A 12,953-nucleotide genomic window follows, 5' to 3' on the forward strand; every position below is an offset into this window, starting at 1 on the left:
AAGGCGGGCAGGGACTAAACCTCACATATGAAGTACGTGACGGCATCTCTAAACACTCAAAGGGCATGGGTCCTATCGATAACCCCAAATACAGACCAGAGACAATGGAAGGCCAGGTTGTTAGGATCTCAGATCTTGTGGCCTATGCAAACCATGACCTGGATGATGCAATCCGCTCAGAGATAATATCTATACAAGAGGTGCCCAAAAATTGTATAGACACACTAGGAGCAAGCAATTCTCAGAGAATTAACAGAATGGTGAGCGATATTATAACGGAAACGCTTAAAGTTGGGGAGAATAAAGTTGTGGTAAGCAAAGAGATAGAAGAAGCCATGATGGAGCTTAGGAGTTATCTCTTTAATACGGTTTATATGAATGAGAAGATAAAAAACAACTTCGATAAGGCAAAAAGACTGGTTAAAGCGCTTTTCTATTATTTTTGCGAGCACCAAGAAGAGTTTAGGAAACTCTACGACAGACCTGTAAGAGACGGGGAGACAATGGAGAGGACCATATGTGATTTCATTGCTTCCATGACGGATTCATATGCAATATCGTTATATGAGAAGATTTTTCTCCCAAGACGCTGGCAAGGCGATATAAGCGCATTTTAAGAACAGCAATTTCAGGTAACCTATATCTTCCTAATATATAGAAATTAAGATATTCATCGGTGAGAAGATTGATAAAACTGGGTTCGGTATCTTTTTTAAACGCACAGCCGCTTACATACGCAATTGAAAATAACCTGATCTCGCACGGGTTTGAATTAATCCAGACCCCGCCCTCAGAGCTATCAGAAAAACTACAAAATAAATACATTGATGTCGGTCTTATTCCTGTAGCCGAACTGCTTCAAAGAAAACATTATAGAGTAGTGCCTAACATATCAATTTCATCAATTGGCAAAGTTGATAGTGTAATAGTGCTGGCAAAATCAGATATCAAAAACTTGAAAACTGTAGCTGTGGATAAGCGCTCACAGAGCTCAACTGCGCTTCTAAGAATTGTTCTTGAGCTATTTAATGATATCAAGCCTGAATATATTTCTTCAGATATAGACAAAGAAGATGTGATGGACAGCGTTGACGGCGCAATGCTGATTGGAGACTCTGGACTCAGAAGATATTATGATTCTCAGGATACTTACAAGCTATATGACTTAGGTGAGATATGGACCAATGAAACAGGTCTACCATTCGTCTATGCAGTATTTGCAGTAAGGGATAATGTTATACTAGAAGGTAATTTAAATGCTCTTATAGAATCTAAGAATTACGGACTTGGCGCGGTTGATAAAATTGCCAAATTAGAATCTGAAAAGATGGGTATGGATTATGATATATGCCTTAAATATTTAACACAACGAATCAAATATGACTTGGGTAGAGAAGAAATCAAAGGGATAATAAAATACAGCGAGCTACTTTCTAAATTAAATCTGGCACAGGAGATTTCAGATTTAAATTTGTACACTGAGTAGAAAAATAGGAGACCCGGATGACCGAGAAAATTGAAATGAAACTTGGGCATAGCCCAGATGCTGATGATGCATTTATGTTCTACGCTATCGATAAGAAAAAAGTAGGCTCTGAAATTGTCGACTTTATTCAAGTAGTTGAAGATATACAGTCGTTAAACAAAAGAGCACTGAATAAAGAGCTTGAAGTTACCGCAATTTCAGCTCATGGATATCTTAAAGTTCAGGACGATTATAGAATAATGTCCTGCGGAGCAAGCATGGGCGAGGGTTATGGCCCAATTGTAGTCTCAAAAGAAAAAATAGAGACTCTTGAGGGAAAGCGTATCGGAGTTCCCGGTATGCTAACTTCCGCATATCTTCAGCTTTGCATATATGCCGACGGTTTTATACCGGTTGAGATGCCGTTTGATGAGATCATGCCGGCTGTGCAGATGGGCGATATCGAAACTGGGCTTTTAATTCATGAGGGTCAGCTTACGTATAAAGATGCAGGACTTGAACTTTTTTTTGATATCGGAGAGCTCTGGGCACAAGAAACCCCACTTCCGCTGCCGCTTGGATTGAACGTAGTTAGGCGTGATATTGATGAGATATATCAACGAGAAGCTCACAGGGTTCATAAGGAAAGCATAGAGTATGCACTATCTCATAAGGATGAAGCGCTAGATTATGCCATGGAATGGGGACGGGGCATGGGACATGATGTAGGAGAGAAATTTGTATTAATGTATGTAAACGAGTACACGGTTGAATTGGGTGAGAAAGGAAAAGCAGCACTTGAGCTGTTATTCAACAAAGCATATGATAAAGGGATAATTTCAGAGAAACCTAAGCTTGATGTGCTCGAAGGGTAGAAATGTCTAAAGAATATGGATATCTGATTAACGGCGAGTGGGTTTTTAGCGATAACAAGAGTGAGATCAAAAATCCTTATAATAATGATGTTGTCGGAATTATTAATATTCCTGATCTTGATACGGCAAAAGGCTCTGTAGACCATGCTGAAAGCGCAGCCAGAAGCTTTAGAGATATACCTAGTTATGAAAGAAGTTCCATTCTAAAAAAAATAGTAGAGGGCATAGATAAAAGAAAAGACGAGTTTGCCCAGACACTAGTTAAAGAAGGTGGAAAACCGCTTAAAACCGCGAGGCTAGAAGTTGAGAGAGCAAAAACCTCATTTTCAGTTGCGGCAGAGGAAGCAAATAGATTCTCTGGCGGCGAGGTGCTTGCGCTTGATATAATCGCCGGCAGTGAAAAACGCTTTGGAATTTCAAGGCGTTTTCCTCTTGGAGTAGTTATGGGGATTTCTCCCTTTAACTTTCCATTAAATCTGGTTGCGCACAAAGTCGCCCCAGCTATTGCCTCTGCTAACGCATTAATTCTAAAACCGGCTTCCCAGACCCCAATTTCTGCTCTTATGCTTGGAGAAATTGCTATTGAAGCAGGGCTGCCTGAAGGCATGCTCAATATTGTGCCGCTGCCCGGCTCACAGATTGAACCTGTAATAGAGGATCAGCGAATAAAGAAAATCTCTTTTACAGGAAGTGATGAAGTAGGCTGGGATTTAATGAAAAAGTATCCAAAGAAAAAAGTAACTTTGGAGCTAGGCGGAAATGCTGCAGTAATAATAGACGAAGACCCCCCGGACTTTAATTTTGCCGCAAGCCGTAACGCCTGGGGAGCTTTTTATCAGGCTGGGCAGAGCTGTATCTCTGTTCAGAGAATGTATGTGCATGAGAAGATATTTGATAAATTCTTAGACCAATTCGTAAACGAGACAAAGAAGCTAAAATTGGGAGACCCGATGTTAGAGGATACTGATCTTGGACCTGTGATTGATGATCATTCGGCTGATAGAATAATGAAATGGATAGATGAGGCGCTTGAGAATGGGGCACAGATGCTTTGCGGCGGATCAAGAGACGGGAAGTTGATTGAGCCCACCGTTTTAACAAATGTAACTCCAGATTCAAACGTAAGCTGTAGCGAAGTTTTTGGCCCTGTAGTGCAGATTGAGCGTTACCAGGATTTTGATAAGGCCCTAGAACTAGTAAACAATACACGCTATGGTCTTCAAGCGGGCGTATTCACCAAAGATATGAAAAAAGCATTTAAAGCATATGACATAATTGAAACTGGCGGAGTTGTTATAAATGACTGCCCAAGCTTTAGAGTTGAGAATATGCCCTACGGCGGTATAAAAGACTCTGGAGTTGGAAGGGAAGGAATACGCTACGCAATAGAAGATATGACCGAACTCAAACTACTCGCAGTAAACCTTGATTACTAGTTAGCCGTATTCTCTGATTTTCTCTACAAGGTTCAAACGTTCTAATTCTTTATAGGCCTTTGTATCACTTTGTACAGAGATAAATTTTTGTAAATCATCCGGATTATCAATATCAAGAGCTATTCTGGGGTTTTCAAAGCTTTGGTAAGCTATGCCTCTTTTGTCGGCCTCGCTCTTATGTTTATTAAAGCTATCGTGACCAAACATAGAAGGGATAGCATCGGGCGGCTTTCTAAGAAATGCATTTGTGCCCAGATGATCACGGGCGGGAACAAAAATAATTGAATCTTCTTCTTTTTCTTGATCAATTATAAAATCTATATCATCTGAAGTAATAAGCGGTGCATCGCCAGGTATGACCAATACTGATTTGGCCCCCATCTCCATGCAAACTTTTGATGCATAATCAACTGAGGCACTTTCTCCATTTTGCTCAGTCTCTTTTATTACTTCAATGCCAAGACCCTTTGCAATTTCAATTGCCTTTTCATCGAGAGTTACAATCAATTTTCTATCTGCCTTTGAGTCTTTAAGTGCAAGGAGCACGTCCTCAAGCATTGCATAGGCTAGCGCGGTTCTATTGCTCTGAGGCAGAAGTGGAGATAGCCTCTCCTTTGCTTTGGATAAATCTTTTACTGGAACAATAACAAATTTCATATAAATCCCTGAGTTAACTATTAGGCAATTTAAGAGAACGATAGAATACCCAACTTTTCTTCATAAGCCCATCGCAAGTTATAATAACTCTCCAAATGGCTGATCTTAGCAAAGACTCATTATACAAAGATCTCGAGTCATCGCTTGAAAAAAAGATAAGCGGCGACGTATATTTTGATAGAATATCCAAGACCTTATACAGCACCGATGCTGGGAATTATCAGATTCAGCCAGTTGGAATTGTTGTTCCAAAAAATTATGAAGACATTGCGCTCTCGCTCGAGATAGCAAGTAATTTCGGTGTCACAATTCTACCAAGAGGAAGCGGATCAAGCCTGGCAGGTCAGTGCGTAGGGCATTCTCTTATATTAGATCTATCCAAATATCTTAATAAAATTGTTGAATTAGATATAAAGGAGAAAAGAGTTCGGGTTCAGTCTGGCATGTATCTTGAGAACTTAAACCGTGAGCTGAAAAATCATGGGCTTATGTTTGGACCCGATCCTTCGTCCGCAAAAATTGCAACCATTGGCGGCGTTGTCGGGAATAATGCTACCGGTGCACACTCAATTCTATACGGCATGGCTGGAGATAATGTGGAGAGTTGTAATTTATATCTTAGAGGCGGCGAGAGCTTTGAGCTTAGCGATGCAAATACCAGTAATGAAATAAATAGTAAACTGAAACTGTTTCGAGATAACCATGCCAATCTTATTGAAAACAATTACCCAAAGCACTGGAGAAGAGCGTCTGGATACAGTTTAAATTACTTGTTAGAAAGTGAATTTAATCCTGCAAAGCTCCTGGCAGGTGCTGAAGGCACCTTAGGTCTGGCAGCAGACTTTACGCTCAGCTTAGTTGAAAAGCCGAATCATACAGGACTTGTAATACTACAGTTTAATAAAATGTTCAGCGCCATGGAGGCCGTGCCAAAAATACTAGAATACTCTCCTTCGGCAATTGAACTGATTGATAAATATTTGACCGATCTCACACGCTCTAACCCATCATTTTCAAAGCTACTTAGCTTTATTGACTCAGAGCCAGAGGCCATTTTGGTTGTTGAGTTCTATGGAGATACGGAAAATGAAATTAAGAGTAAAGCATCTAATCTTAAATCTAATCTAATAGCCAATAATATTAAATGTGATATCCAATATGCTTTTTCAAAAAATGATCAAGACAATGTCTGGAGCGTAAGACGTGCTGGGCTAGGTCTGCTTATGAGTAAGAGAGATGAGCATAAACCTATTCCTTGTATAGAGGACGTCTCAGTGCCTGTGGATCAGCTTGCATCATATACTCAAGATATTACAGAGCTAATTGAGCGCTTGGGCACCAGGGCCGGATTCTACGGCCACGCCAGCGCAGGGTGTCTTCATATAAGACCGCTAGTCAATTTAAAATCAAATTCGGGAAGAGAACTAATGCAGGAGCTAACCGATGAAACATTTAAGCTTGCTTTAAAATACGGAGGCGTTATGAGTGGGGAGCATGGAGACGGCCTTCAGAGAAGCTATCTAAATGAGAAACTTTTTGGAAGTGATTTATATGGAGCGATGAAGGAGCTTAAGTCCATATTTGATCCTGAAGGAATTTTTAATCCCGGAAAAGTTGTGGACGGACCAGCAATTTTGAATGACCTTCGTTTTAGAGAAAACTATTCTCCCCCAAGAATCGATACTTATTTAGATTGGTCTTCTGATAACGGATTAGAGGGCGCGGCACAGATGTGCAGTGGTCAGGGAGTCTGCAGAAAGCTAGGGGAGGGAATTATGTGTCCATCATATATGGCCACAAAAAATGAGATTGATACCACAAGAGCAAGGGCAAATATTTTAAGATCAGTCTTCAGCGGTGAGTTTGAAAAAGATTCGCTAGAAAGTAGCGAAATGCACAAAGTTTTCGACTTATGCCTATCTTGTAAAGCATGTAAATCAGAGTGCCCTTCAAGGGTAGATATAGCCAAAATGAAGCTTGAATTTATGGCTCATTATCATGCTGAGAATGGATTTTCTATTCGAGACAAACTCTTTGGTTATTCACACTATATAGGGAAATATAGCTCTATCTTCCCATCTCTCTCAAATGCTCTACAAAATAGTTCTCTGACTAAGTTTTTCTTATCCAAAATTGGTATAAGCACTACAAGATCATTGCCAAACCTGACCAAAAATAACTTCACAAATTGGTTTAAGAATAAATCACATTCTACTGCGAACATAGCACTTAATAAAGTTGTCTACTTTCACGACACTTGGACCAGTTATTATCATCCTGAGATTGGACAATCAGCAGTAAGATTGCTTGAGGAAGCTGGATTTGAAGTAATTTTAGTACCAAATAGAGCCTGCTGTGGGCGGCCGATGTTAAGTAAAGGGATGATAAATCAGGCTCGTAATCTGGCAGTTACAAATGTAAACCTCCTCGCCCCTTATGCAAAAAACAACATCCCGATAATCGGAACTGAACCAAGCTGCATACTGACTTTTAGAGATGAGTATTTAGACCTTTTACCTACCAATGAGGATGCACTCAAGATATCAGAAAATTCCTACATGTTAGATGAATTCTTACTTAATCTACATAGCATAGATGAGCTTAATATAGAGTGGAAAAATGAGGGACCAAAAGTGTTTTATCATGAGCACTGCCATCAACGCTCACTAATAAATGAAAGATCGGGAGTTGAATTATTATCACACTCAGGATGCATGGTGCAAGAAAGTAAGGCTGGATGCTGCGGGATGGCAGGAAGTTTCGGATATGAGAGCGAGCACTATGAAATCTCAAAGCAAATTGCAGAAGATAGACTTTTACCTGCAATTAGAAGAACCTCAGAGGATACAATAATAGCTGTTTCCGGAGTCTCATGCAGACATCAAATTGAAGATTTCTCTCAGAAGAAAACTAAACACATAGCTCAAGTTTTAGCTGATCAGATTAGATAGGTTCTCAAGATACTCCTTTAAAAACTTAATCAGTTTCATAAACTCTTTAGGAGATTTCTCAGGTTCTCTCAAATTCCGGTTTATTTCAAGCTGCATCGATGGCACTTCTAAAACCTTTGCTCCATATTTTGTAACAGTCATCTGCTTGGCTGCAGGGAAAACATCAAGCCCCCCAACTGAAATTTTGTGGATGCTGGCTCTTGTTTCTAGCTTTTCCAAAAGATCATAGTTGCCCAGTAAAAATTCGTTCTCTATTCCGGTGCCCGGATAAATGTCATTCCCACGCTCTGAGCCAGTGCCATGTATATCTAAAATGAATTTAATATTATTACTTTGGACTATGTCGACAAGCTTTTTTTTGTAGGGTGATTCGTCATAGTAATTCGGATCGATTTCCATTAGACGATTTGTGTATAGAGCATGGCACCCAGTAATGGAGTTTAGTAGCGCCGTTAAAGCTCCTGTATAAAATTCCTGACGTTTTAGTTTTCCCATTCTTTGATGAACGCTTGAGTGAGGAGCACTTATTAAAACGGGAGTATTACCTTTTAGATAAATACACCCTTTCGCTTCTTTTGTCACAGGCTCTCTATAGAGATATTTCTGACGGTCCTCAAAATTTCTTATAAATGCCAAGGGATCATAAAACGAAATGGACTCATATGCCCTCCAGTCGCCTGTTTCAATCTCAAAATTCTGGCGGCAAAAATCACTTAGGCCTGGGCCGGCAATATAGGTGTAAAACTCAACATTTTCGTGCTTTACTGAGATGCGGTCATACTGTTTATCCTCTACCATTTCTACTTCATCTAGCTGTTCTAATTTTTCTTGGGGCCTGTCCATTAAATATAGCTCCCCGAAGATTTTATTATCTGAATCTTCATCAATAATAGCGGTCGGGTAGCCCCTTTTTGTATCATACAAATGCCCAGGAATTTCCAATGTTTTAAGGAGCTTGCAATCAGCCATATATTGAGACCTAACTTCTCCTTGAAGGAGGGTTCCATAGACAAATACTTTGTTTATTGGTGATGCCATTTTCTATATATGAGCTAGTGATTTTTTGAATAAAGAATATTTCCTCTGACCATTACAAACTCTAAATCACTTGAGTCAGAGGATACGATCTTTAGGTAGGGATTTTTAGATTCTGCTTCAGCGTTTAGGAAAATAAGATCAGCGTCTTTGCCAACTTCAAGACTGCCGATCTTATCTTCTAGAAACAGAGCCCTTGCACCGCCCAATGTGGCTGCATAGACTACCTCATATGAGGCCTCTTTAGCTAAAGAATCTGACCAAAGAAGGTGAAGTTCTCTTATCTCCTCAAAGAAATTTAAATTATAGTTGCTTGAAAGACCATCCGTACCTAGCCCAACTCTACTTAGGCCTGCATACTCTTTTAGAGGTGGCAGCCCAACTTGAAGAAATTGATTGCTTCTAGGGCAAAGCACAATCCCAATGTCTAGTCTTCTAAGCTCAGCAATCTCATCCGGCTCTACCTGAACCATATGTATCGCAGTGATTTTATTATCATCAAAAAACCCCATGTCTTTTAAATATGAAAACGGAGTTTTAGCTTTGATTCGTTTAAATGATTTCTTTTCAATGAGAGGAAAAATTTCATCTTCAAAACTATTTGCTTTGCGGTTTACAAACTCAATCTCATCAGGGCTTTCTGCCAAGTGAATTCCCATGGGATGCTTAGTTTTCTTATAAGATTCAACGGCGCGCTCAAGCAGCTTAGGACTGCACGAGTAAGGAGCATGCGGGAAAAGACGTTCTTCAAACAGATCAGAGCTCTCAAAGTTATCAAAATCCATAGTGTCCTCTTTGCTGTCCACTGCTTCTCTAAATAGGACCACTCTAAGGCCAGAGTTTTTTAGAATGGGAATATCAAGACCGCCGTAAGATGATATTTCCCCTACTGTTGTTACACCTGACTCAATTTGGCTCTTTATTCCGCTTTTGACTGATGACTCAATATCCAGATCAGAAACACCCTTTTTTTTAGCCGTTATTATCTGCTGAAGCCACTGGGTAAAACCTTTAAAACCCCCTATTTTTTCTTGAATCCAACCAAGCTCTAAGTGGGTGTGTGCATTAATAAAACCGGGCAATAAAATTCCATGTCCAAGATTTATTTCTTCTACACTATCGTTCTGGTTTCTAAGCTTTGAAAAAGGGCCTATATCAGATATTTTTCCATCTTCTATAAGCACGGCACTATTTTTTAGAGGATCTGAAGAAATAGGAAGGATTGTATCAGCAGATAGCAATAACTTTTTCATATTTAAGATTTGCCGTTTATCTCGTTAATTCTATTTAGTATATCTGAACTCAGATTTCCCACAGCTACCTCTTCAACGGCGCCGCGCATTTTGATTGACCAGTCTTCTCTAATATTTATATCAAGCTCGCCACCCGGCATAGAGACTGTTACATCTCCATCAGTAAATCCATTTTTAACGCATGCTGATGCCACAGCGCATGAGCTGCTTCCCGAAGCTAAGGTATAGCCGGCACCTCTTTCCCAGATTAATATTTGGACCTTGTCTCGGCTAAGTGGTTTTGCAAACTGAACGTTTATGCGGTTTGGAAAAAGCCCGTTTGTCTCTAAAAGAGGACCGAGCCTTCTAATCCGCGCCTCATCTAATTCATCCACAAACACAACGCAGTGCGGATTTCCAACTGATACTGCAGTGAACTGTAACTTCTCTCCACTAACCTCTATCTCTTCCTGCACTACTTCCCTGCTATCGCCCGCAACCGGGATTAGATCGCTTTGAAAAATAGCGTCCCCCATCTCTACTGTTACAAATGGAACATGGCCGCCGTTGGTCTCTAGCTCCGCGGTTACAATTCCTCCTAGAGTGTCAATCTTAAAAACTTCTTTGTTTGTATGCCCATGCTCGAAAAGATACTTAGCAAATATCCTAAGCCCGTTACCGCTCTTCTCAGCCTCGCTACCGTCAGGATTTAGGATTCTAAGACCAAAGTCCGCATTGTCAGAAGGCACAAGAAGGAGTATACCGTCAGAGCCGACGCCGTAGTTTCTGTGACACAGCAGCTTTATTACTTCCGGGATTAGCTCAAACGAAATCTGAGCTTGATCCATGACAAAATAGTCATTTCCCAGTCCATGTGATTTAACAAATTGATCCATATTAATTGTCCTCTTGGAAGATGAGTTTAACTACTCGAGAATAACCCTGGTAGTATAGCCTTTCTTTTTTAGTTTTGACGCAGCTTTTCGGGCATCCTTTTTAGATGTGTAGCGCCCCACCCGAACTCTGTAATAAGTGTTTCCGTTTATTTTTGCAGACTCAATCCTGACATTATTAAAATCATACTCAAGCTGTCTTTTTGCATTATCTGCACTAGATCTGCTAGTGTATGAAGCTACCTGCACAGTATACTCTGGATTAAAATAGTTTGTGTCTCTCGTTGAAGGGCTTGAGACCACTTCAACTTTCACCTTCACAACCCCTTTTTGTATCATGTCAATCGACTGCGCAGGGGCATGAGAGAGATCAATAATTCTATCCCCTACAAATGGGCCGCGGTCGTTCACTTTTACCACGACATCTCTTCCATTTTCTAAGTTGGTAACTCTTACAACTGTTCCTAGCGGAAGAGTTTTGTGAGCAGCTGTATAGTCATACTTACTAAAACGCTCTCCGCTGGCTGCATAGTTGTTATGCTCCTCTAAACCGTACCATGAGGCAAGCCCTATCTGGGTTGATCCTTCAATTGTATATCCTGGTGAGTGCGGCTTTGGTTTTGGCGCAGGTGCCGGATATGAGCCAACATCCTTTTTACCACACGCAAATAAGATTGGAATTACTGCTAATATTAGAAGAATTTTGATTTTCATCTTTCTTGGATTTTAACACACGGCCTTACTATTCTAAAGAGAGACCAGGTTTTATGCTGCATCCCCGGGGAGTGAAATAATATCTATTCTGACTCTTATCACCCCTCTACGATTAAAATGAAGGGCTTCAGCAGAAGCAAGGGATAGGTCCAATATTCTACCCTTAATAAAGGGGCCTCGATCGTTAATTCGAACATATACATCTTTTCCATTTCTCAGATTGGTGACTCTGACTATCGTGCCAAAGGGCAATTTTCTATGAGCAGCAGTAAACTCATACTTATTAAAACGCTCACCGCTCGCAGTTTTTCTGCCGTGAAATTTGCCGCCGTACCATGATGCATTCCCATACTGAGGATATGCCTCAGATGAGAAGCTCTGAATTGGTGAGAGAGCACACAGCAATAGACCAAGTAGTAAGATTTTGACTTTCATCGACCCGGTTTTTCCGTAAAAATAAATATTTTGGCTTATTCTCCTTGAGATTGTCAAGGATTAACATATTATTATTCCTAAACAAAAAGGAACCCAGATGCCACAATCACCAGAAGAATTTTCACTCATAAGACGACTCCCCCCTTATGTGTTTAACATAGTAAATGAGCTTAAGACTAAGGCTAGAGCTAGGGGCGAGGACATTATTGACCTTGGAATGGGCAATCCTGACCAGGCTACGCCTGATCATATTGTGAACAAATTAATAGAGGCTGCCAGTGACCCCAGGGCTCACAGATACTCTGCATCTGCCGGAATTCCGAAGCTAAGACTAGCCGTATGCGACTGGTATAAAAGAAAGTATGATGTAGATCTCGATCCCGAAACTGAGGCTGTGGTAACTATAGGATCAAAAGAAGGGATCTCGCATCTTATGCTCTCTATACTCTCACCGGGCGATACGGTGATAGTGCCAAACCCTGCTTATCCGATACACATATATTCCGTGATTATCTCAAGGGGTGATGTGCAGAGTGTTCCTCTTTCAAGCGGAGAGGACCTAGTTGAATCAATAAAGAAAGTGGTAGAGGAAGTTTGGCCAAAACCAAAAGTGCTTATGATTTCTTTTCCTAACAACCCTACTACCGAGACAGTGGACCTAGAGTTTTTCAAAAGTATTTATGAGCTAGCTAAGGAATCTGGGCTCATAGTAGTTCATGACCTTGCTTATGCTGAGCTTTGCTATGACGGATATGAGGCGCCTAGTTTTCTTCAGATCCCGGGGGCAAAGGAAGTGGGCGTGGAATTCTACTCGCTCTCCAAGAGTTATAACATGCCGGGGTGGAGAATAGGCTTTATGGTCGGGAACCCCGAAATTGTATCAGCGCTAAAAAGAATAAAGAGCTATATGGACTATGGCATTTTTACCCCTGTGCAAGTAGCAGGGATTGCGGCGCTTAACGGCCCGCAGGAGTGCGTTGATGAAATAAGAGATCTTTACAAGCTAAGGAGAGACCGCTTGGTTGAAGGACTCTCAAGAGCAGGCTGGCACATACCAAAACCAAAGGGAACCATGTTTGTATGGGGCCAGATCCCTGAGGAATTTAGAAGCATGGGATCTCTCGAGTTTTCTAAGAAGCTTATCGAAGAAGCCAAGGTTGCTGTGTCTCCAGGAATTGGATTTGGAAATTACGGCGAGGGCTCTGTAAGGTTTGCGCTTGTGGAAAATGAAAAACGCATTATGCAGGCAGTTAGAGGGAT

The 12,953-nt window shown here is 40.8% G+C and carries 12 protein-coding genes; 6 read left to right on the forward strand and 6 right to left on the reverse strand.

Going from position 1 to position 12,953, the window contains the following annotated elements; translation table 11 throughout:
• The 4 genes from AAF462_04050 to AAF462_04065 all read left to right on the forward strand — a co-directional run.
• The coding region (locus tag AAF462_04050; protein MEM7008286.1) for a deoxyguanosinetriphosphate triphosphohydrolase at positions 1–617 on the forward strand (617 nt) is incomplete at its 5' end.
• Positions 618–685: 68 nt separating this feature from the next.
• Positions 686–1,486: a menaquinone biosynthesis protein gene (locus tag AAF462_04055; GenBank protein MEM7008287.1), complete on the forward strand. Its 801-nt coding sequence runs from the start codon at positions 686–688 to the stop codon at positions 1,484–1,486.
• Positions 1,487–1,503: 17 nt separating this feature from the next.
• The gene (locus AAF462_04060; protein MEM7008288.1) at positions 1,504–2,340 is read left to right on the forward strand and encodes an MqnA/MqnD/SBP family protein; all 837 of its coding nucleotides are present in this window, start codon (positions 1,504–1,506) and stop codon (positions 2,338–2,340) included.
• A gap of 2 nt (positions 2,341–2,342) precedes the next feature.
• Positions 2,343–3,776, forward strand: a complete 1,434-nt coding sequence (locus tag AAF462_04065; GenBank protein MEM7008289.1) for an aldehyde dehydrogenase family protein — start codon at positions 2,343–2,345, stop codon at positions 3,774–3,776.
• Here AAF462_04065 and cofC read toward each other — a convergent pair whose 3' ends face one another.
• Positions 3,777–4,433, reverse strand: coding sequence for a 2-phospho-L-lactate guanylyltransferase (gene cofC / locus AAF462_04070; protein ID MEM7008290.1), 657 nt, complete (start codon positions 4,431–4,433; stop codon positions 3,777–3,779).
• 95 nt (positions 4,434–4,528) lie between these two features.
• Here cofC and AAF462_04075 point away from each other — a divergent pair, with 95 nt between their 5' ends.
• Positions 4,529–7,384, forward strand: a complete 2,856-nt coding sequence (locus AAF462_04075; protein ID MEM7008291.1) for an FAD-linked oxidase C-terminal domain-containing protein — start codon at positions 4,529–4,531, stop codon at positions 7,382–7,384.
• On the opposite strand, the gene AAF462_04080 is transcribed toward AAF462_04075, so the two are convergent.
• From AAF462_04080 to AAF462_04100, 5 genes are read right to left on the reverse strand one after another with little or no spacing between them, the layout of a single operon-like run.
• Positions 7,364–8,422 (reverse strand): gamma-glutamylcyclotransferase family protein, encoded by a 1,059-nt coding sequence (locus tag AAF462_04080; GenBank protein ID MEM7008292.1) that lies wholly within the window; start codon positions 8,420–8,422, stop codon positions 7,364–7,366. The two genes, AAF462_04075 and AAF462_04080, sit on opposite strands and share 21 nt — an antisense overlap.
• 14 nt (positions 8,423–8,436) lie before the next feature.
• Entirely contained in the window at positions 8,437–9,672 is a 1,236-nt protein-coding gene (locus AAF462_04085) for an amidohydrolase family protein (GenBank protein MEM7008293.1), read from the reverse strand.
• A gap of 2 nt (positions 9,673–9,674) precedes the next feature.
• Entirely contained in the window at positions 9,675–10,547 is an 873-nt protein-coding gene (gene dapF, locus AAF462_04090; GenBank protein ID MEM7008294.1) for a diaminopimelate epimerase, read from the reverse strand.
• Positions 10,548–10,577: 30 nt separating this feature from the next.
• On the reverse strand, positions 10,578–11,258 hold the full coding sequence (locus AAF462_04095) for a septal ring lytic transglycosylase RlpA family protein (GenBank protein ID MEM7008295.1): 681 nt from the start codon (positions 11,256–11,258) through the stop codon (positions 10,578–10,580).
• A 51-nt stretch (positions 11,259–11,309) separates the two neighbouring features.
• A complete protein-coding gene (locus AAF462_04100; protein ID MEM7008296.1) occupies positions 11,310–11,693 on the reverse strand; it encodes a septal ring lytic transglycosylase RlpA family protein in 384 nt (127 codons plus the stop codon).
• A gap of 97 nt (positions 11,694–11,790) precedes the next feature.
• Here AAF462_04100 and AAF462_04105 point away from each other — a divergent pair.
• The coding region (locus AAF462_04105; GenBank protein ID MEM7008297.1) for an aminotransferase class I/II-fold pyridoxal phosphate-dependent enzyme at positions 11,791–12,953 on the forward strand (1,163 nt) is incomplete at its 3' end.

The organism is Thermodesulfobacteriota bacterium, from assembly GCA_039028315.1.
Taxonomy (GTDB): Bacteria; Desulfobacterota_D; UBA1144; order Nemesobacterales; family UBA2774; genus CR02bin9.

What these genes read in the sequence shown, in the direction of transcription:
- AAF462_04095 (MEM7008295.1), bottom strand. Translation starts at nt 11,258, where the DNA reads ATGAAAATCAAAATTCTTCTAATATTAGCAGTAATTCCAATCTTATTT.
- dapF (MEM7008294.1), bottom strand. Translation starts at nt 10,547, where the DNA reads ATGGATCAATTTGTTAAATCACATGGACTGGGAAATGACTATTTTGTC.
- AAF462_04065 (MEM7008289.1), top strand. Translation starts at nt 2,343, where the DNA reads ATGTCTAAAGAATATGGATATCTGATTAACGGCGAGTGGGTTTTTAGC.
- AAF462_04100 (MEM7008296.1), bottom strand. Translation starts at nt 11,693, where the DNA reads ATGAAAGTCAAAATCTTACTACTTGGTCTATTGCTGTGTGCTCTCTCA.
- AAF462_04075 (MEM7008291.1), top strand. Translation starts at nt 4,529, where the DNA reads ATGGCTGATCTTAGCAAAGACTCATTATACAAAGATCTCGAGTCATCG.
- cofC (MEM7008290.1), bottom strand. Translation starts at nt 4,433, where the DNA reads ATGAAATTTGTTATTGTTCCAGTAAAAGATTTATCCAAAGCAAAGGAG.
- AAF462_04060 (MEM7008288.1), top strand. Translation starts at nt 1,504, where the DNA reads ATGACCGAGAAAATTGAAATGAAACTTGGGCATAGCCCAGATGCTGAT.
- AAF462_04085 (MEM7008293.1), bottom strand. Translation starts at nt 9,672, where the DNA reads ATGAAAAAGTTATTGCTATCTGCTGATACAATCCTTCCTATTTCTTCA.
- AAF462_04080 (MEM7008292.1), bottom strand. Translation starts at nt 8,422, where the DNA reads ATGGCATCACCAATAAACAAAGTATTTGTCTATGGAACCCTCCTTCAA.